The sequence below is a fragment of the Pseudomonas sp. FDAARGOS_761 genome (genome assembly GCF_013343155.1).
GTDB lineage: Bacteria > Pseudomonadota > Gammaproteobacteria > Pseudomonadales > Pseudomonadaceae > Pseudomonas > Pseudomonas aeruginosa.
The window spans coordinates 71,465-88,516 of record NZ_CP054572.1; the positions used below are offsets into that span (position 1 = coordinate 71,465).

Sequence of the window (17,052 nt, forward strand, 5' to 3'; positions counted from 1 at the left end):
GTCTCAGGGGCCGACGCGCTGCCCCTGGCTCAGGCACTCGATGAACAGCGCGAACAGTTCCGACTGCGAGCCGACTTCCAGCTTGGTGTAGAGATTCTTCCGGTGCATGCGCACGGTCTCCGGGGAGATGTCCATCAGCCGCGCGCTGGATTTCGCCGAGTGGCCGCTGAGCAGCAGGTGGCAGGCTTCGCGTTCGCGGTCGGTGAGCACGCCGCGACCGAAGCCGCGCAGTACTTCCTGAAGGCGCGGGGCGAGGTCGGCCTGCGGGTTCGGCGAGAGGTCGGCGCGGCCGGCGCAGAACTGCCGGGCCAGCTCCAGCACCGGCGGCGCCAGGCCGGCGAGGGCGGCGACCTGGGCGTCGCTGTAGCGGCTCGCCGAAAGGCCGTTGTAGAGACAGATCGAGAGCTTCTCGGTGGGGCCGAGGTCGAGGATGTAGTAGACGTCCTCCACCGCTCCGGCGCCGAGGTAGTAGGTCTGGTAGTAGGCGCTCTGGAAGAAGTCGTCGGGGGCGATCTCGCCGAGGGTGTAGAAGCCTTCCGGAAGGCCTTCCTCCACCGCCAGGCAGAAAGGGTCGAGCAGGTAGCCGCGGGAGAAGTAGCGGCGGATGATCGCCTCGCGGAAGCGCTCGGCGATGCCGCGCTCGTAGAGCAGGGTGGGCGCGTGGCCCTTGCGTTCCAGGCTGATCATGCTCGACTCGATCGGCACCAGTTGGTGGATGGCGTCGACCAGCGCGGCGAGGAAGTCGGGTTGGCGCAGGCGCCGGATCGCCAGCGCCAGGTGTTCGTGCCAGCGGTCGAGCGCGTTCGGGGCGATGGCCTGCATGGACGGTACGGCTCGTTCTTGTCGTTGTCGCCGCAGGATAGCAAGCCGCGTCGGCCGCACCCAGCGCTTACCCCAAAATGGGGTATGGCCCGCCGCGCGGTGCTCTTGCACCCTCGGAGCATCCATCCGAGAAGAGCGACAGCCCGATGAACGCAAGACTGCACGCCACGTCCCCCCTCGGCGACGCCGACCTGGTCCGTGCCGACCAGGCCCACTACATGCACGGCTACCACGTGTTCGACGACCACCGCGTCAACGGCTCGCTGAACATCGCCGCCGGCGACGGCGCCTATATCTACGACACCGCCTGCAACCGCTACCTCGACGCGGTGGGCGGCATGTGGTGCACCAACATCGGCCTGGGGCGCGAGGAAATGGCTCGCACCGTGGCCGAGCAGACCCGCCTGCTGGCCTATTCCAATCCCTTCTGCGACATGGCCAACCCGCGCGCCATCGAACTCTGCCGCAAGCTCGCCGAGCTGGCCCCCGGCGACCTCGACCACGTGTTCCTCACCACCGGCGGTTCCACCGCCGTGGACACCGCGATCCGCCTCATGCACTACTACCAGAACTGCCGCGGCAAGCGCGCCAAGAAGCACGTCATCACGCGGATCAACGCCTACCACGGCTCGACCTTCCTCGGCATGTCGCTGGGTGGCAAGAGCGCCGACCGGCCGGCCGAGTTCGACTTCCTCGACGAGCGCATCCACCACCTTGCCTGTCCCTACTACTACCGCGCTCCGGAAGGAGTGGGCGAGGCCGAGTTCCTCGATGGCCTGGTGGAGGAGTTCGAACGCAAGATCCTCGAACTCGGTGCCGACCGGGTGGGGGCGTTCATCTCCGAGCCGGTGTTCGGCTCCGGCGGCGTGATCGTCCCGCCCGCGGGCTACCACCGGCGGATGTGGGAGCTGTGCCAGCGCTACGACGTGCTGTACATCTCCGACGAAGTGGTGACCTCCTTCGGCCGCCTCGGCCACTTCTTCGCCAGCCAGGCGGTGTTCGGCGTACAGCCGGACATCATCCTCACCGCCAAGGGCCTCACCTCCGGCTACCAGCCGCTGGGCGCGTGCATCTTCTCCCGGCGCATCTGGGAGGTGATCGCCGAGCCGGACAAGGGCCGCTGCTTCAGCCATGGTTTCACCTACTCCGGCCACCCGGTGGCCTGCGCGGCGGCGCTGAAGAACATCGAGATCATCGAGCGCGAGGGCTTGCTCGCCCACGCCGACGAGGTCGGCCGCTACTTCGAGGAGCGCCTGCAAAGCCTCCGCGACCTGCCCATCGTCGGCGACGTGCGCGGGATGCGCTTCATGGCCTGTGTCGAGTTCGTCGCCGACAAGGCGAGCAAGGCGCTGTTCCCGGAAAGCCTGAACATCGGCGAGTGGGTCCACCTGCGGGCGCAGAAGCGCGGCCTGCTGGTTCGTCCGATCGTCCACCTGAACGTGATGTCGCCGCCGCTGATCCTCACCCGCGAACAGGTCGATACCGTGGTCCGGGTGCTGCGCGAGAGCATCGAGGAAACCGTGGAGGACCTTGTCCGCGCCGGTCACCGGTAAGCGCCGGGGCGCCGCCGGCGCCCCACCCGAACATTCAGGAGAACCCCAATGGACGACAACAAGAACAAGGTCCTGCGGTTGCGCGATGTGGTGCTCTACACGGTCTCGGCGATGCTCTTCATGGACCAGATCGCCCTGGCTTCCTCCCTCGGTCCGTCGAGCCTGTTCTGGTGGCTCTACGTGCTGGTCCTGCTGTTCCTGCCGATGGCCATGATGACCTCCGAGCTGGGCACCGCCTTCCCCGCCAACGGCGGCGTCTACCACTGGGTGCGCAGCGCCTTCGGCTTCCGCTGGGGGGCCCGGGTGTCATGGATGTACTGGGTCAACAACGCACTGTGGATGCCTTCGGTCTACACCCTGTTCGGCAGCATGCTCGGCGCCTTCTATTTCCCCGAGCTGAGCCTCTGGGGCAAGATCGCCATCGGCATCGCCCTGGCGCTGCTCACCGCGGCGTTCAACGTGGTCGCGCTGCGCCTGGGCAAGTGGCTGCCGAACCTCGGCGCGCTGCTCAAGCTGCTCGCGGTGCTCGCCCTGGGCGTCGGCGGCCTGCACTTCGGCTGGAACCATGGCTTCGCCAACGACTTCAGCCTGGACTCCATCGTCCCGTCCTCGCCGGGCCAGATGGCCGCGCTGGGAGTGATGGTCTATGGCATCATGGGGACCGAGCTGGCCTGTTGCAGCGCCGCGGAGATGCGCAACGCGCGCCGCGACATCCCGCGCGCGGTGCTGATCTCCGGGCTGATCGTCGGCGCCTTCAACATCTTCGGCACCCTCGGCGTGCTGGCCGCGGTACCGGCCGAGGAAACCGACGTCACCCGGATCTTCGCCCACACCCTCTACAACATCTACGGCCACGACGGCGCCGGCGGGATGCTCGCCGACCTGGTCGGCGCCTTCGTCCTGTTCACCCTCTTCACCAACATGGTCACCTGGAGCATGGGCACCAACCGTGCCGCGGTGGAAGCGGCCAAGGCCGGCGAGCTGCCGGCGCTGTTCGGCGTGGTCCATTCGCGCCACGGCACGCCGATCGGCTCGGCGGTGCTGGCCTCGGCGGTGAGCATCGTCCTGCTGCTGCTCTACGGCCTGGTGGCGCACACTGCCGAGGAACTGTTCTGGACCCTGCTGTCGATCTTCGCCATGGTTTTCATGATGCCCTATGTGCTGATGTGCCTGGCCTTCGTCCGCCTGCGCCGCGCCGACCCGCGTCCACGGCCCTACCGGATGCCGCTGGGCGACCGCCTGGCCAGTCTCTGGGCGCTGTTCGTCGCGCTGCATGTGCTGGCCGGCATCGGCCTGTTCGTCGTCACCCCCGGCGCGCCGATGGACTGGGCCTACGCCGGCAAGATCGTCGGCGGCGTGGCGCTGGCCCTGGCCGTGGGCGAACTGCTGATCCGCCAGGCGGCGCGAAGGCGCGGCGTGACGTCGCTGCGCGGTGCCTACGGTTGAGGAGCGGCCCTGTCGCAACAGCGCCTATGGCGTTAATGTGCCGTTAACGCCCTTGGTGGGTAATGGGTCGCAGCGCAACACGGAGAAGGTCGTCATGTCCGAACGAGAGCACTGGCAACGGGTATACGAGAGCAAGCCGTCCGACGCGGTGAGCTGGTTCCAGGCCGAGGCGACGCTGTCCCTCGACCTGATCCGACGCATCGGCGCGCCCCGCGAGGCGGCGATCATCGATGTCGGCGGCGGCGCCTCGACCCTGGTCGACGGCCTGCTCGCCGAAGGCTTCGGCGACCTGACGGTGCTCGACCTTTCCGACGCCGCCCTGCGCGTCGCCCGCAACCGCCTCGGCGCGCGCGGCGAAGAGGTGCGCTGGATCGCCGGCGACATCACCGGCGTCGACCTGCCGGAAGCCACCTATGATGTCTGGCATGACCGCGCCGTGTTCCACTTCCTTACCACTGCCGAAGCCCGCCGCGCCTACGTGCGCCAGGTGATGAAGGCGGTCCGCCACGGCGGCCACGTGATCGTCGCCACCTTCGCCGCCGACGGCCCGACCGAATGCAGCGGCCTGCCGGTCATGCGCTACGACGCCGACGAACTGCACGCCGAGTTCGGCTCCGCCTTCCAGCTCACCGAGCACCGCGACGAACACCACGTCACTCCCGCCGGCCGGGTCCAGCACTTCGTCTACTGCCATTGCCTGAAACGCCTGTGAAGCGCTCCGTGGCTGGGCTACGCTCTGCTCGCCCGGCCATGCGAACGACTTTCCATGACATCCGGCATTTCTTCTTCGGACCCCGGCCTGATAAGCTCCCGTCTCGAGGAAAACCTCTTGCAAATCAAAGAGGAAGGCAATCACGCCCGGTGGCGTGGCCGGACTTCAAATCCGGTGGGGGACGGCAGCCGTTCCTGGGTGGGTTCGACTCCCACTGCCTTCCGCCAATTCTCCGCTCGCTTTCGGCGGCCATCGTGTCTCACAGGATCAAGCGTCTATCTCGGTCCGTTCCAGCAGAAGCAGCGTCTCACCCGTCCCCGTCGTCTCCCTGACCAGCGCTCCCCGCTCATTCCAAAACGCACTCCTGCCCGCCGCCTTCCAGCCACCCGTCGGCCCGCCATGGTTGGCCAGCAGCACGCCCATTCCGTGCTCGCGGGCATAACCGGCCAGTAGGGCCGAGTCGGCCGGGTAGCCATTTTCTCCGATCAGCGCGCTGGCGATGTAGAGGCGAGCGCCGGCACGGGCGGCGTGGGCCGGGTGGCTGGGTTGGCTGAAGTCGGCGCAGACCGCCAACGCCATCGGCAGGCCGTCGATCTCCAGCAGGGGGCCGCCGTCGCCGGCTGAGAAGTGGCGTTCCTCGCCCGCGTGCAGGTGCTGCTTGGCATAGACGCCGAGGCTGCCGTCGGCGCCGAGGATCAGGGCGGCGATCAGCGGCTTGGCATGCTTCGGCGAGCGCAGCGGCAGGCCGACCACCGTGGTCATCCGTGCCTGCTCGGCGAGCTGGCGCAGCGGTTGCAGCAGGGGCGTGTCCGCCGGCTGGGCGAGGGCGGCGGCAGCGGTGGGTTCGTAGCCGGTGAGCGACAGTTCGGGAAACACCAGCAGGCGCACGCCCCGTGCCTGGGCGATACGCATCAGGCGCAGGTGGTCGTCGAGGTTGCGTGGCAGGTCGGCGGGGTGGGCGCAGCTCTGGGCGGCGGCGATCAGCGTCATGGGGCTGTCTCGGGTATGGATGGCACAAATTCGCCAGTAGAGCCGAAGGCAACATTTCCGGGAAGAGGCGATTAGCGGCTGCGCTACGTTTGGCTGGGGAGGGCGCTTTCGTCGCCGCGAAGCCGTAAGATAACGCGCTTCATGGCGCGCCCGACGGACGGGTGCGCACGCTTGCCTCGGGAGAACAAGGATGGCCGAGATCAATCCGCTTTCAACGGACCTGCAACAGCAACTGGCGGACTTGCAGGCACAGGGGCTCGCCTTGCTTGGCGTCGCCGCGGACGAGACGCCGGCGCAGATCGTCGCCGCCATCACCGACTACGTGCGCGATGCGAGGGAGCAGGGGCGCAGCCTCGACGACGAGGCGGTCTTCGCCCTCGGCGCGCTGATCGGCGCGCAGTACGTGCGTGGCCTCGGCTGGCACTGGGGCGACGTGACCTGGGACGGCGACCCGGACAGCGCCGCCGTCGGCGTGCTCAGCCCCGACGAATCGCTGTTCAACAACCCCATCGGCTGGGTAAGCCAGATCGCCGAAAGCGGCGGCGGGGTGCCGTTCATGCTCAGCTACAACATGATCCTGGCCAACCAGGTGCCGCTGTTCGAGCGGGGCAGCGCCACCGGTCTCTATTGAGCATGCAGGCGGATCGCCGCGACGCGCCGGCGCATCCCGCCAGGCGGGGCCGACAACCTGAACGGCCGGCGTCAGGCGCCGCGACCCGCCGAGCAGCGCCAACCGGCGAACGAGGTGCGGGTGACCGTGGTGGAACAGACGCTGCCTCTGAGAAACCGCGCCTGCGGCGCTTTCCAGGAAGGCAGCCTGGAACGACGCGACTGCCGAGCCCATATCGGGCTGCAATTCCGCGATTGAGTGGGCTGCGGGTTCGCGACTCGGCTGGCCTTCCTGGGAACACTTCTGAGGTTTTCGCATGACGGATCTTGAACACGCGGTGGAAAGCAACCGACGCGCCTGGGACGCGTCCGCCGACAGTCACCTGCGTGGCAGCGGCTGGCAGGAATTGTCGCTGGCGGTACAGGAAACCGGCTTCAGTTGCCTGGACGAGACCCTGGCTGGCGTGCTGCGCAATCTGGACCTGGCCGGCAAGGCGGCGGTCCAGGTCGGCTGCAACAACGGCCGGGAAGTGCTTTCGCTGTACGCCTTCGGCGTCGCGCGTGCGGTGGGGATCGACCAGTCCGCCGCCTTCCTCGCCCAGGCGCGGCAACTGGCCGAGCGCTCGCCGCATCAGCCGCGTTTCGTCGAAGCCAATGCCTACGAGCTGCCGGCCGAGCTGAACGGTCAGTTCGACCTGCTGCTGATCACCATCGGTGTGCTCAACTGGATGCCCGACATCGCGCGCTTCTTCGCCTCGGTGAGCGGCCTGCTGAAGCCGGGCGGGCAATTGGCGATCTATGAGACCCACCCGTTCCTGGAGATGCTCGAACCCGAGTCGGAGCGACCGTTCGAACTGCGCAACGACTACTTCACCGACACGCCCCACGTATCCCGGGAGGCCATCGTCTACGAAGGCAGCGGCAGCGATACCGGCATCGCCAGCTACTGGTACGTCCACCCGCTCGGCGACATCCTCGGCGGGCTGCTCGGCGCCGGCCTGCGCCTGAGTCACTTCAAGGAGTACCCGCACTCGAATCGCGAGGAACTCTACGACTTCTACGAGGACGGACCGCTGGCGATCCCGATGTGCTACACGCTGGTCGCGGTCAAGGCATGACCTGCGTCGAGGCCGGGCGAGGCGCGCCGCTGCGTGTGGTGGTGGTCGGCACCAGCGGGGCCGGGAAGTCGACCTTCTCCGCCGCGCTGGCCGCCAGGCTGGGTTGTACGCATGTCGAACTCGACCGACTCTACTGGGGCCCCGGCTGGCAAGCCGTGCCCCACGAACGCTTCGAGCACGCCGTGGAGCGGGCGACGACGGCGCCGCGCTGGGTCGCCGACGGCAACTACAGCGCCGTCCGCGAGTTGCTCTGGGGCCGCGCCACCCATGTGGTATGGCTGAATTTCGGGCGCTGGACGGTGTTCTCCCGGGTCCTTCGCCGCACCCTGGCCCGGGGCCTGCTGCGCACCCGCCTGTCCCACGGCAACCGTGAATCGCTGCGGATGGCGTTCTGCTCCAGGGATTCGATCCTGCTCTGGTCATGGACCACCTTCGCAGGCAACCGCCGCAAATACACCGGCCTGCGCGAGGATCCGCGGTTCGCGCATTTGCGCTGGGTGGAGGTTGGCGAGCCGGGGAGGGTGGGGGAGGTGATCGAGAGGTTGGTGGAAGCCGTGCTCGCACAGTCGCAGTAGTGAGCGAAGCACGCTATCCGCCTCAGTCCTGGGGCTTGCTTACCCGGCTGCGCAGCAACTCGAAATAGGCTGTATCGGCGGGGCCGCCTGGCGTCGATTCCGCGCCGGCGACCAGCGTTTCACGCAGTTCCCTGGCGTGCATTTCGCGTTCTCCCCTTACCAGGCCACTCTGTATCATTGGGTGCCGCGTCGCCGCCAGCGCCCGGCCGAGAATCCTTGCGACGACCTCGTCCTTGCCACGGGTATAGGCCTCGCGGTCGGTGGGGTAGCGGCGGGCCAGGGCGTGCTTGGTTTCGGCGTAGAGGCGGGCGTCGTCGGGGTGGTTGCGCAGCCAGTCGCGGAACAGCAGGTAGCGGTCGGCCTGGGCCAGGGGCATGACATGGACATGGTGGGTGCGGCCATGGCCGAAGGGCGGCATGCCTTTGACGAAGAACATCCGCTGGGTGTTCGGGTTCTCGCGCCAGAACTGGTAGCCGAGGCCCTCCAGCGGGGCTACCAGCCGCTGCGGATCGTGGCCGGGCGGCGGCAGCAGGAGGATGTCGATGATCGGCTTGGCGTCGAGCCCGGGCACCGCGGTGCTGCCGACATGCTCGATGCCCAGCCCGGGCAGCGCCAGTGCCGTGCGGATGGCCTCGGCTTCGGCGGCGAAGCGTTGTGGCCAGGCGGGGTCGGCGGGCAGCACCTCGATGCGGTCGTCGTCGGCGTTGCTCCAGCGTTGGCCGTCGAAGCGGGGCGGTTGGGGTGGGGGCATGGCGGGCTCCGGGGATATTCGGGAGATTGGCGGCGATGGGGAACTGGGGTAGGGCGAATAACGCCAGCGGCGTTATCCGCCCTCCGCGAGCAGAGTGCGGGTAAAACCCGGGAGTCTCAGAAGTCCAGCGCCTGCACCCCTGGATGCTGCGGATCGAACCCATCCAGGCGCATGCGCTCGGCGAATGCCTCCCGCGCCGCGTCTCCCTGGAGAAACGCTCCCCGCGCCGAGGCCCAGTCGTCCGGTTGCAGCCGCACCATCCAGCCCTCGCCGTAGCAATCCCGGTTGATCAGCGCCGGGCGCTTGACCACCGCCGGGTTGCTCGCCAGCAGGGTCCCGGCCAACGGGCTGCGGGCCGAGGAGGCAGCCTTGGCGAACTCGACCACGCCGAAGCTGCGGTCGCGTTCGATGTGCCAGCCGTCGCGCTTGGGGGTGAAGGCGAAGATTTCGCCATACAACGCGCAGCCGTAGGCGCTCAGGCCCAGGGTCAGGCTGCCGTCGACTTCCTCGCGCAGCCACAGGTTGTAGTCCGGGGCGTAGAACAGCCCGTCGGGGAATTCCAGGCCGTGCAGGTTCGCGCTCATAGGGTCAGCACTCGCTCGGATTCGAGGATCAGCCGTGCCAGTTCGCCGCCGCTGGAGATTTCGTCGAGTTCCTCGATCAGTTCGCTTTCGTCGATGTTCACCCCGGGTTGGCGGCACATCAGCAGGCGCGCGCCGGCCTCGCGGGCCTGGCGGATGAAGTGGCGCAGCGGCTCGCCGCCGTCCAGCGCGCGCAACTGGTCGGCGACGGCGCGGCGGGCCAACTGCACGCCTTCGCCGCTGAGGAACAGGGTCACCTCGGCGTCCATGCAGGCCAGCAGGGTGGCGGTGTGGAAGGGCGCGGCGCAGCGGGCCGGGGTGCTCGGGCCGCTGGAGACGATGATGAGGACGCGCTGGGCGTGGGTGTCAGGGTTCAAGGGGCTTGTCCATCTGGATCAGCGCCACGCGCCGGCCGTCCGGATCGTGGCGTTCGGCGATGGCGCGCGGCTGGTAGCCGAGCTGGGTATAGAGCAGCAGTCCGGCGGCGTTGGCGTTGAAGCAGGAAATTTTCATCAGGCGCGCTTTGTACTGTTCGCGGGCGAGGTTTTCCATGACCCCGATCAGGTAGCGGGCCACGCCCAGGCCGCGCGCGGCGGGCGCCACCATCATGTTGCCGAGGGCGCAGAAGTCGCCGTGCTGCCACTGGTAGAAGTTGGCGAAGCCGACCACCTGTCCGTCGTGCACGGCCACGGTGCTGCCGCGACGTTCGGCGATGGCGGCGGCCAGTTGGGCGACGCTGAACGGCCAGATCGCCTTGGGGTAGCAATAGAAGAGTTCGTCGCGGTCCTGGGGGAAGCCGGCGACCGTCTCCAGGTCGCCGGTCTCCGCCGGGCGGTGGCTGAGCTGCATGTCAGCGCGGCGGGTATTGCGACATGACTTTCTGCACCGTCTCGCGGATCGCCTGCTCGCGCTCGGCCGGGCTCGGCGGGCTGGTGCGCATGATCTGCTCGCCGCTGCCGCGCCAGACCAGCTTGCCGTCCTTGCCGTCGAACAGGTCGACCTGGAGGGTGGCAACCTTGTAATTCACGGTGCGCGTCTCGGCCATCGCCGGGCCGCCCCAGTACCCTCCCCAGTAGCCGCCCCAGTAACCGCCGCCGTAGTTGGTGGTGATCTGGTCCTGGCGATCGTCGACGATCAGGTAGGCGCGCACCGTGACGTCGCCCCTGGCGTTGCCCTGGGCCGGACGCAGGCCGCGCTGGTCGAGCTGCTGGGCGACGGCTTCGCGGATGCGTTGCTCGGTGAGGTCGCTCTTGATGCGTGGGTCGTCGGGGCGGTATTCGAAGGCGGGTTGCGACCAGCTCCAGCTACGGTAGGCGGCGAAGTCGCGGGAGCTGTCGAAGTCGCGGTCGAGCTGGGTGGTTTCGCAGGCTGCGAGGCTGAGGAGCAGGCCGAGCAGCAGGATTCGGCGGATCATGGTTTTTCTCCAGTCAGAGTTCACATCCAAGCTCAGCGCCGGATGAAAGGCAAGAGGAAACGCGGGTTTGAAGCGTCTCCACAAGTAACGTTGGCGAGCACCCGCCCTATAGGGCGCGACGGGAGAATGAAATGAATCGAAGTATTGCGATCCTGCTGCTGGGCCTGTCGCTGGCCGGCTGCGTCGAGGCACGCTCGGTGGTACCGGCGGATGGCCCGGGCCCGCTGCTGGTGGCCCATCGCGCCGGCACCGCGGACTACCCGGAGAATACCCTGCTGGCGATCCGCAAGGCGCTGGACAACGGCGCCGACGCGCTATGGCTGTCGGTGCAGTTGAGCGCCGATGGCCATCCGGTGCTCTATCGCCCCGCTGACCTGGCGGTCCTGACCCAGGGCGCCGGCGCGGTCGGCCAGTCGAGCCTGGCCGAGCTGGCGCGCTTGAACGCCGGCTATATGTTCAAGGCCGAGGACGGCAGCTATCCCTACCGCCAGAAGCCGCTGCGGATTCCTACGCTGCGCCAGGCGCTGCGGGCGATCCCGCCGCAGGTGCCGGTGTTCCTCGACATGAAGTCGCTGCCGGTGGAGCCGCTGGTCGATGCCGTGGCCGGCGAGCTGGAGCGGCAGAAGGCCTGGTCGCGGGTGCGTTTCTATTCCACCGAGAAGGCCGCCAACGACTACCTGGCGCAGCGCTACGCGGACCGCGCGCGACAGTTCGAAAGCCGCGATGCGACGCGCAACCGCCTGGTCGGCCTGGCCTTCGGCGAGCGCTGCGAGGCACCGCCGGCCGGCGGCACCTGGATGGGCATCGAGCTGCGCCGCGAACTGACGGTGACCGAGCGCTTCACCCTTGGCGAGTCTTCCTACAAGGTGCCGGCGGCGCAGTTGTGGACGCGCAAAGCGATGGACTGCGTGCGCCGCGAGCCGGTGAAGGTGGTGATGTTCGGCATCGAGACCGCCGAGGACTACCGCACCGCGCGCGCCCTGGGCGCCGATGCGGTGATGAGCAACTCGCCCAGGAAGATGGAGGCGATCCGCCGCCGGGTGCTCGCCGATCAGCCCGGCGGGTAGCTCGACAGCGCCCGTTTCACCGCTTCGCGCAGGGCCTTGGCCTGTTCGCTGACGGAGTCGCCGGAGTCGAACTCGGCGCTGTTGCCCCACACCGGCTGGCCGCTGCGGGCGTCGTTCAGCTCGACGCGGACCACGGTGACCTGCACGGTGTAGCTGCGGGTCACCGGGTAGCTGGCGCCATAGCCGTACCAGGGATCGCGCCAGCCGCCGTAGTTGCCGTAGTAGCCGCCGTAGTAGTCGGTGACCTGGCGGGTGCGCAGTTCGTTGCGCAGGAACGCGCTGACCTGCAGGTCGGACGCGCTGCCCGGCCGCGCCGGGCGCAGGCCGCGCTGGTCGAGCTGCTGGCTGACGGCGTCGCGCAACTGGTTGTCGTCCAGGCCCTGGGGAAAGCCGCTGACCCCGGCGGCGGCCCAGCTCCAGCTACGGTAGCGGGCGTAGTCGCGCGGCGCCGCCGGATAGGCCCCGGGATCGAGGCCGGGATTGGCCGCGGCGGCCGGCTGCGGCGGGTAGGGCAGGGAGCTGGCACGGTAGGGATTGTCGCCCTGGCAGGCACCGAGGGCGGCCAGGCTGGCGAGTAACGGCAGGATCAACAGTCGCGATTGCATGCTCGACGCTCCGTGGCCGCGCTACGTCGGCGGCCCTTGCAGGCTCAGACTGCATTCTGCGCCTTTCATTGCGGGCGGCACAGCCAGTGCAGGTAGCGGCCAAGCCCGGCAAAGGCCGGGTGGCGGCGGTAGGCCAGTTCCATTTCCACCAGGTCGAGCCGTTCGGCCTTGGCCTGGAACTCGCTCGGCATGTAGTCGTGGAACACCCGCACGCCGCTGCGCGCCTCGATGCGCCAACGCGCTGCCAGCGCCTGTTCCAGCTCGCGCGGGTCGAGCGGGCGCTGCGGGGTCAGGCTCTGCCCCTCGCCAGCGAAGCGTTCCTTGCGCAGCTTGCGGAAGTGGCCCTTGAGCAGGTTGCGGTAGATCAGCGCGTCGCGGTTGTAGAAGGCCAGCGACAGCCAGCCGCCGGGTGCGCAGAGTTGGTGCAGCACCGGCAGGATCGCATGGGGTTCGGCCAGCCACTCGAGCACGGCGTGGCAGAGCACCAGGTCGTAGGGCTCGGTGAGCTGGCCGAGCAGTTCCTGCCAGGGCGCCTGGATGAATTCGGCGGCCTGCCCGGCTTCGGCGAAGCGCTGGCGGGCGCCGTCGAGCATGGGTTGCGCCGGCTCGGCGAGGGTTACGCGGTGGCCGCGAGCGGCCAGCCAGAGCGACATGTGGCCGAGCCCGGCGCCGATGTCGAGGACCCGCAGAGGTCGCTCCGGGAGGGCCTCGGCGAGGTCGGCCTGGAGTACCGCGAGGCGGATCGCACCCTTGGCGCCGCCATAGATCTTTTCGGCGAAGCGCGTCGCCAGTTCGTCGAAATGGCGGTCGCTCATGGCAGGAAGCGCCGTTCGCAGTCGGCCAGCTTGGCGCGCACCACCTGTTCCAGGTCGAGGCCGGTTTCCCCGCAGAACAGCAGCAGATAAAGGACGATGTCGCCAACTTCCTGGCCAGCGTGTTCGAGCTGCTCGGCCGACAGCGTGCGCGACTGGTCTTCCGTCAGCCACTGGAAGATCTCCACCAGTTCGGCCATCTCGACGCTGGCGGCCATGGCCAGGTTCTTCGGGCTGTGGAATTGGCGCCAGTCGTTGCGGTCGCGGATGGCGTGCAGGCGCGCGGTGAGTTCGTGCAGGTCCATGGGGGATTCTTCGCGGTGGCGGTAAGCAGCCGCATAGCTTCGGGCTTTGCGCCCGAAGCTTCAAGGTATGGCGGACCGGCGTCAGCCCTGTAGCCGGCTCCAATGCCCGGCCATGTGCGGCAGGTCGTCCTTGCCGCGCAGGCTGAACTGGCCGTCCGCCGCCGCCGCGCTGGCCAGCAGGGTGAGGCTGGCCGGCAGCAGCACCGGCTTCTGGAAGCGCACCTCGACCCGATAGCCCGAGGCTGGCAGTCGCTCGCTGAGGGCGGCCAGGCTGCGAGCCTTGTTCCACAGGCCGTGGGCGATGGCGCGGGGAAAGCCGAACAGCTTGGCGCTGGGCGCCGACAGGTGGATCGGGTTGTAGTCGCCGGCGGCACGGGCATAGCGCCGGCCGATGTCGGCGGGCGCCTTCCAGTTGTCGACCGGCTCCAGCGGCAGCGGCTCCTGCTCGGCTTTCGGTGGAATCTCGCCGGGCACCTTGACGCCGCGGCAGAGCACCTTGCTGTCGCCGACCCAGAGCAGGCCAAGCTGGTCTTCCAGGCGGGTGACGATGCTGAAGGTGGCGCCCTTGTCGTGCGGTTGCAGGTTTTCCACCGCGACGCTCACGGTGAACGGGCCGAGGCCGCCGAGCGCGCGCAGCACGTCGATGCGGTTCTCCAGGTGGACCAGACCGAGCAGCGGGAAGGGGAAGCGCTTGTCGGTGAGCAGCGCCATCTGCAGCGGGAAGGCGAGGATGTGCGGGTAGGTCGGCGGCAGCAGGCCGTCGTCGCGGAAGCCGCAGACCTGGCGGTAGCGCTCGAGGTGCTTCGGGTCCACCGTGACCTGGCTGCGCAGGCCGCGCTCGGGCAGGGCCTTGCCGCGGATGCCGCGGCGCAGTGCGGCGCGCAGGAACAGGCCGGGCAGGGCGGGTGGGGCGGGCAGGTCGAGCCAGGCGGTGGGCATTGGACATCTCCTCGAAATAGGTGGCTGTCAGCTTAGTCGAGCACCCGCAGCAGGCATTGGCCGCCTGGCCGACGCCGCTGGCAGGGCGGTCAATCGGCTCCGGGATGCGTCTGCATCGAGATTTTCGACCACGCCGGCGGCTAGTCGATCTGAGGGTTTTTCCGTCATGCGGGATGGGTTATTTCTATGGCCTCTCCTTGAGAGGGGATGGCAAAGCTGCCTAAGATGGGCCCGCCCCATGGATAACTAGAAAAAACACCATGCGTGATCTGACCGACGATGTAGCGCTGATGCGCCCGGTGATCGACGCCCTGCGCGCCAGCGGCTGCGATCCGGACCGGGTCCTGGTCCGTGTCGGGCTGCCGCCGGGTGGCCTGCCGGCCGGCCGTTTCCCCCATTCCGCACAGAACCTGTTCTGGAAGGCCGCCGCCGACGAGTGCGGCGAAGAGCATGTCGGCCTGCACCTGGCCGAGCACCTGCCGGCGTTCCACGGCCTGCTCCTGGAATACCTGTTCCTCTCCAGCGATACCTTCGGCGCCGGCCTGCGCCATTCCCTGCGCTACGTACGCCTGCTGTCCGACACCCTGCAGGCGCAACTGGAGGTGGAGGGCGAGCGCGCGGTGCTGTCGCTGGGCGAATCGCCGGCGATCAACCGTCACTTCCCGGAAATGCTCGCCGGCGCGGTGATCCGCCTGTTCGGCGCGCTCACCGAGGGCGAGTTCAAGCCGCTGGAAGTGCAACTGATGAACGAAACCGGCGCGCCGATGGAGCGCTACCGTGCGGTCTACGGCTGCCCGACGATCCTCGGCATGCCGCGCTACGCGCTGGTATTCGATGCCGCGGTGCTGGACAAACCCTCGCGCCACGCCGCCCCGGAACTGCTGCGCATGCACGAGTCGCTGGCGCGCCGGCAACTGGCCGAAGTGGAGCGCCTGGACCTGGTGCGCCAGGTCCGCGAACTGATCGGCGAGTTGCTGGTGGACGGAGGCGCCACCCTGGAGCAGGTCGCCGCGCGCCTCGGCATGCCGGCCCGACGTCTGCGCGAACGCCTGGCGATGGCCGGGGTGCGCTTCAACGACCTGGTCACCGACTACCGCTGCCGACTGGCCAAGGAACTGCTGCTGAAGACCGACGAGCGCATCGAAGTGATCGTCGAACGCACCGGGTTTTCCGAGCCGAGCACCTTCTATCGCGCCTTCAAGCGCTGGGTCGGCGAGACGCCGGTGGAGTTCCGCCGGCGCGGGCAGCAGGGGCGCGGGTAGGGCCTGTCCGAAGGGGCTACCGGTGGTTTCCCGGTGCAGGGCCAGATAACGCCGTTGGCGTTATCCGCCTTACCGGGTCGGCGTCCTGTCGCCGGGGGGCAGGGGCCGCCTCAGGCCCCCAGCAGGCTCTGCCCGCACACCCTCAGCACCTGGCCGCTGACCGCGCCGGACGACGGCTGGGCGAACCAGGCCACCGTTTCGGCGACGTCCTGCGGCAGGCCGCCCTGGCTCATGGAGTTCATCCGCCGGCCGGCCTCGCGGATGGTCAGCGGAATGGCGGCGGTCATCTGCGTCTCGATGAACCCCGGCGCCACCGCGTTGATGGTGATGCCGCGCTTGCCCAGCGCCGGCGCCCAGGCCTGGGCCAGGCCGATCAGGCCGGCCTTGCTCACCGCGTAGTTGCTCTGCCCGAGGTTGCCGGCGATGCCGCTGATCGACGCCAGCAACACCACCCGGCCGTTGTCATGCAGCTTGCCGCCGTCGAGCAGGGCCTGGGTCAGCACCTGCGGGGCATTGAGGTTGACGTTGATCACCGAGTTCCAGAAGTCGCTGCTCATCTTCGCCAGGGTCTTGTCGCGAGTGATCCCGGCGTTGTGCACGACGATATCGACGCCCTCAGGCAGCGCGTCCACCAGTTGCTGTCCGGCGTCCGCGGCGCAGATGTCGAGAGCCACGGCACGGCCGCCGAGGCGCGCGGCGAGGCCTTCGAGGGCCTCCCTGGCCGGCGGCACGTCGAGCAGCACCACTTCCGCGCCGTCGCGCGCCAGGGTTTCCGCGATGGCCGCTCCAATGCCGCGGGCGGCGCCGGTGACCAGCGCGCGCTGGCCGGCCAGCGGCTTGCTCCAGTCGTGGACTTGGGCGCTGTTGGCGGCAAGACGGATCACCTGGCCGGAGACGTAGGCGCTCTTCGGCGAGAGGAAGAAGCGCAGTGCGCCTTCCAGTTGGTCCTCGGCGCCCTTGCCGACGTACAGCAACTGCACGTTGCCGCCGCGACGGATTTCCTTGCCCAGGGAGCGGGTGAAACCTTCCAGGCTGCGTTGCACGCTGGCGGCGACCGGGTCCTTGAGAGACTCGGGGGCGCGTCCGAGGACCACCACCTTCGGGCACTTGTCGAGGCCCTTGAGCACCGGCTGGAAGAAGTCGCGCAGCGCCACCAACTGCTCGAAGCGGGTCAGGCCGCTGGCGTCGAACAGCACCGCCTTGGCCCGCGGGCTGTGCTCGGCGGTCCAGCGCGGCAGCTCGAACTGTCCCTCGACGGCGGCGAACACTGCGTCGGTCAGCTTGCCGGCGAAGGGCAGCATGGCCTCGGCCAGCGCGCCGCTCCCGCCGATCACCAGCGGGCCGTCCACCGGCCGCACCCGGCCGGCCTGCCAGCGCTCCAGGCGCAGCGGGGAGGGAAGGCCGACGGCGCCAACCAGGCGGCGGCCGACGGGGGAGTTGGCGAAGGCGATGTAACGATCGGTCATGGAACGGGCTCCCGGTGGAAAGGCT

20 protein-coding genes and 1 tRNA gene are annotated in these 17,052 nt (G+C 68.7%); 9 read left to right on the top strand and 12 right to left on the bottom strand.

Annotation, left to right across the window (positions count from 1 at the left end):
- Positions 1-3: 3 nt before the first annotated feature.
- Positions 4-687 (bottom strand): transcriptional regulator, encoded by a 684-nt coding sequence (locus FOC67_RS00310; protein WP_010895683.1) that lies wholly within the window; start codon positions 685-687, stop codon positions 4-6.
- Positions 688-968: 281 nt separating this feature from the next.
- On the opposite strand from FOC67_RS00310, the gene FOC67_RS00315 reads away from it, so the two are divergent.
- From FOC67_RS00315 to FOC67_RS00330, 4 genes are all read left to right on the top strand, one after another.
- Positions 969-2,375, top strand: coding sequence for an aminotransferase (locus FOC67_RS00315; protein WP_009314293.1), 1,407 nt, complete (start codon positions 969-971; stop codon positions 2,373-2,375).
- A 48-nt stretch (positions 2,376-2,423) separates the two neighbouring features.
- Positions 2,424-3,821, top strand: a complete 1,398-nt coding sequence (locus FOC67_RS00320) for an APC family permease (protein WP_039699895.1) — start codon at positions 2,424-2,426, stop codon at positions 3,819-3,821.
- Positions 3,822-3,915: 94 nt separating this feature from the next.
- Entirely contained in the window at positions 3,916-4,533 is a 618-nt protein-coding gene (locus FOC67_RS00325) for a class I SAM-dependent methyltransferase (protein WP_003095305.1), read from the top strand.
- Positions 4,534-4,664: 131 nt separating this feature from the next.
- Positions 4,665-4,760: transfer RNA gene (locus FOC67_RS00330), tRNA-Sec, on the top strand.
- Between the two features lie 40 nt (positions 4,761-4,800).
- Here FOC67_RS00330 and FOC67_RS00335 read toward each other — a convergent pair.
- Positions 4,801-5,523 carry a carbon-nitrogen hydrolase family protein gene (locus FOC67_RS00335; RefSeq protein WP_003095301.1) on the bottom strand — a complete coding sequence of 241 codons (723 nt, stop codon included), beginning with the start codon at positions 5,521-5,523 and terminating at the stop codon, positions 4,801-4,803.
- 262 nt (positions 5,524-5,785) lie between these two features.
- Between FOC67_RS00335 and FOC67_RS00340 the strand changes: the two genes are divergently transcribed.
- From FOC67_RS00340 to FOC67_RS00350, 3 genes are all read left to right on the top strand, one after another.
- The gene (locus tag FOC67_RS00340) at positions 5,786-6,154 is read left to right on the top strand and encodes a hypothetical protein (RefSeq protein ID WP_078451011.1); all 369 of its coding nucleotides are present in this window, start codon (positions 5,786-5,788) and stop codon (positions 6,152-6,154) included.
- Positions 6,155-6,449: 295 nt separating this feature from the next.
- Positions 6,450-7,250 (top strand): bifunctional 2-polyprenyl-6-hydroxyphenol methylase/3-demethylubiquinol 3-O-methyltransferase UbiG, encoded by an 801-nt coding sequence (locus tag FOC67_RS00345; RefSeq protein ID WP_009314289.1) that lies wholly within the window; start codon positions 6,450-6,452, stop codon positions 7,248-7,250.
- Complete coding sequence (locus tag FOC67_RS00350; protein WP_196496113.1) at positions 7,220-7,825, top strand: AAA family ATPase; 606 nt, start codon at positions 7,220-7,222, stop codon at positions 7,823-7,825. The genes FOC67_RS00345 and FOC67_RS00350 overlap by 31 nt, the downstream gene beginning before the upstream one ends.
- A 22-nt stretch (positions 7,826-7,847) precedes the next feature.
- Here the strand turns inward: FOC67_RS00350 and FOC67_RS00355 are convergent, their stop codons facing one another.
- From FOC67_RS00355 to FOC67_RS00375, 5 genes are all read right to left on the bottom strand, one after another.
- Positions 7,848-8,576, bottom strand: a complete 729-nt coding sequence (locus tag FOC67_RS00355) for a GrpB family protein (protein WP_009314288.1) — start codon at positions 8,574-8,576, stop codon at positions 7,848-7,850.
- Positions 8,577-8,692: 116 nt separating this feature from the next.
- A complete protein-coding gene (locus tag FOC67_RS00360; RefSeq protein ID WP_003095288.1) occupies positions 8,693-9,160 on the bottom strand; it encodes a glycine cleavage system protein H in 468 nt (155 codons plus the stop codon).
- Positions 9,157-9,534, bottom strand: a complete 378-nt coding sequence (locus FOC67_RS00365) for a DsrE family protein (protein ID WP_003095286.1) — start codon at positions 9,532-9,534, stop codon at positions 9,157-9,159. The genes FOC67_RS00360 and FOC67_RS00365 overlap by 4 nt, the downstream gene beginning before the upstream one ends.
- The gene (locus FOC67_RS00370) at positions 9,524-10,006 is read right to left on the bottom strand and encodes a GNAT family N-acetyltransferase (protein ID WP_003135262.1); all 483 of its coding nucleotides are present in this window, start codon (positions 10,004-10,006) and stop codon (positions 9,524-9,526) included. Before FOC67_RS00370 ends, FOC67_RS00365 begins: the two co-directional genes overlap by 11 nt.
- Position 10,007: 1 nt before the next feature.
- A complete protein-coding gene (locus FOC67_RS00375; protein WP_003095282.1) occupies positions 10,008-10,571 on the bottom strand; it encodes a DUF4136 domain-containing protein in 564 nt (187 codons plus the stop codon).
- Between the two features lie 131 nt (positions 10,572-10,702).
- Here FOC67_RS00375 and FOC67_RS00380 point away from each other — a divergent pair, with 131 nt between their 5' ends.
- Positions 10,703-11,638 (top strand): glycerophosphodiester phosphodiesterase family protein, encoded by a 936-nt coding sequence (locus FOC67_RS00380; protein ID WP_003135259.1) that lies wholly within the window; start codon positions 10,703-10,705, stop codon positions 11,636-11,638.
- Here FOC67_RS00380 and FOC67_RS00385 read toward each other — a convergent pair.
- The 4 genes from FOC67_RS00385 to FOC67_RS00400 all read right to left on the bottom strand — a co-directional run bounded on the left by FOC67_RS00385 (position 11,623) and on the right by FOC67_RS00400 (position 14,299).
- Positions 11,623-12,243, bottom strand: a complete 621-nt coding sequence (locus tag FOC67_RS00385; RefSeq protein WP_003135256.1) for a DUF4136 domain-containing protein — start codon at positions 12,241-12,243, stop codon at positions 11,623-11,625. The genes FOC67_RS00380 and FOC67_RS00385 overlap by 16 nt on opposite strands.
- 65 nt (positions 12,244-12,308) lie before the next feature.
- Entirely contained in the window at positions 12,309-13,058 is a 750-nt protein-coding gene (locus FOC67_RS00390) for a methyltransferase domain-containing protein (protein ID WP_003111303.1), read from the bottom strand.
- Positions 13,055-13,360, bottom strand: coding sequence for a nucleotide pyrophosphohydrolase (locus tag FOC67_RS00395; protein ID WP_003102255.1), 306 nt, complete (start codon positions 13,358-13,360; stop codon positions 13,055-13,057). Before FOC67_RS00395 ends, FOC67_RS00390 begins: the two co-directional genes overlap by 4 nt.
- 81 nt (positions 13,361-13,441) lie before the next feature.
- A complete protein-coding gene (locus tag FOC67_RS00400) occupies positions 13,442-14,299 on the bottom strand; it encodes a MaoC/PaaZ C-terminal domain-containing protein (protein WP_009314287.1) in 858 nt (285 codons plus the stop codon).
- 260 nt (positions 14,300-14,559) lie between these two features.
- On the opposite strand from FOC67_RS00400, the gene FOC67_RS00405 reads away from it, so the two are divergent.
- Positions 14,560-15,561, top strand: coding sequence for an AraC family transcriptional regulator (locus FOC67_RS00405; RefSeq protein ID WP_003095270.1), 1,002 nt, complete (start codon positions 14,560-14,562; stop codon positions 15,559-15,561).
- Between the two features lie 110 nt (positions 15,562-15,671).
- Here FOC67_RS00405 and FOC67_RS00410 read toward each other — a convergent pair whose 3' ends face one another.
- A complete protein-coding gene (locus tag FOC67_RS00410; RefSeq protein ID WP_004365396.1) occupies positions 15,672-17,027 on the bottom strand; it encodes a 3-oxoacyl-ACP reductase in 1,356 nt (451 codons plus the stop codon).
- Between the last annotated feature and the right edge of the window lie 25 nt (positions 17,028-17,052).

What these genes read in the sequence shown, in the direction of transcription:
- FOC67_RS00310 (WP_010895683.1), bottom strand. Translation starts at nt 687, where the DNA reads ATGATCAGCCTGGAACGCAAGGGCCACGCGCCCACCCTGCTCTACGAG.
- FOC67_RS00315 (WP_009314293.1), top strand. Translation starts at nt 969, where the DNA reads ATGAACGCAAGACTGCACGCCACGTCCCCCCTCGGCGACGCCGACCTG.
- FOC67_RS00320 (WP_039699895.1), top strand. Translation starts at nt 2,424, where the DNA reads ATGGACGACAACAAGAACAAGGTCCTGCGGTTGCGCGATGTGGTGCTC.
- FOC67_RS00325 (WP_003095305.1), top strand. Translation starts at nt 3,916, where the DNA reads ATGTCCGAACGAGAGCACTGGCAACGGGTATACGAGAGCAAGCCGTCC.
- FOC67_RS00335 (WP_003095301.1), bottom strand. Translation starts at nt 5,523, where the DNA reads ATGACGCTGATCGCCGCCGCCCAGAGCTGCGCCCACCCCGCCGACCTG.
- FOC67_RS00345 (WP_009314289.1), top strand. Translation starts at nt 6,450, where the DNA reads ATGACGGATCTTGAACACGCGGTGGAAAGCAACCGACGCGCCTGGGAC.
- FOC67_RS00355 (WP_009314288.1), bottom strand. Translation starts at nt 8,576, where the DNA reads ATGCCCCCACCCCAACCGCCCCGCTTCGACGGCCAACGCTGGAGCAAC.
- FOC67_RS00360 (WP_003095288.1), bottom strand. Translation starts at nt 9,160, where the DNA reads ATGAGCGCGAACCTGCACGGCCTGGAATTCCCCGACGGGCTGTTCTAC.
- FOC67_RS00370 (WP_003135262.1), bottom strand. Translation starts at nt 10,006, where the DNA reads ATGCAGCTCAGCCACCGCCCGGCGGAGACCGGCGACCTGGAGACGGTC.
- FOC67_RS00375 (WP_003095282.1), bottom strand. Translation starts at nt 10,571, where the DNA reads ATGATCCGCCGAATCCTGCTGCTCGGCCTGCTCCTCAGCCTCGCAGCC.
- FOC67_RS00380 (WP_003135259.1), top strand. Translation starts at nt 10,703, where the DNA reads ATGAATCGAAGTATTGCGATCCTGCTGCTGGGCCTGTCGCTGGCCGGC.
- FOC67_RS00385 (WP_003135256.1), bottom strand. Translation starts at nt 12,243, where the DNA reads ATGCAATCGCGACTGTTGATCCTGCCGTTACTCGCCAGCCTGGCCGCC.
- FOC67_RS00390 (WP_003111303.1), bottom strand. Translation starts at nt 13,058, where the DNA reads ATGAGCGACCGCCATTTCGACGAACTGGCGACGCGCTTCGCCGAAAAG.
- FOC67_RS00395 (WP_003102255.1), bottom strand. Translation starts at nt 13,360, where the DNA reads ATGGACCTGCACGAACTCACCGCGCGCCTGCACGCCATCCGCGACCGC.
- FOC67_RS00400 (WP_009314287.1), bottom strand. Translation starts at nt 14,299, where the DNA reads ATGCCCACCGCCTGGCTCGACCTGCCCGCCCCACCCGCCCTGCCCGGC.
- FOC67_RS00405 (WP_003095270.1), top strand. Translation starts at nt 14,560, where the DNA reads ATGCGTGATCTGACCGACGATGTAGCGCTGATGCGCCCGGTGATCGAC.
- FOC67_RS00410 (WP_004365396.1), bottom strand. Translation starts at nt 17,027, where the DNA reads ATGACCGATCGTTACATCGCCTTCGCCAACTCCCCCGTCGGCCGCCGC.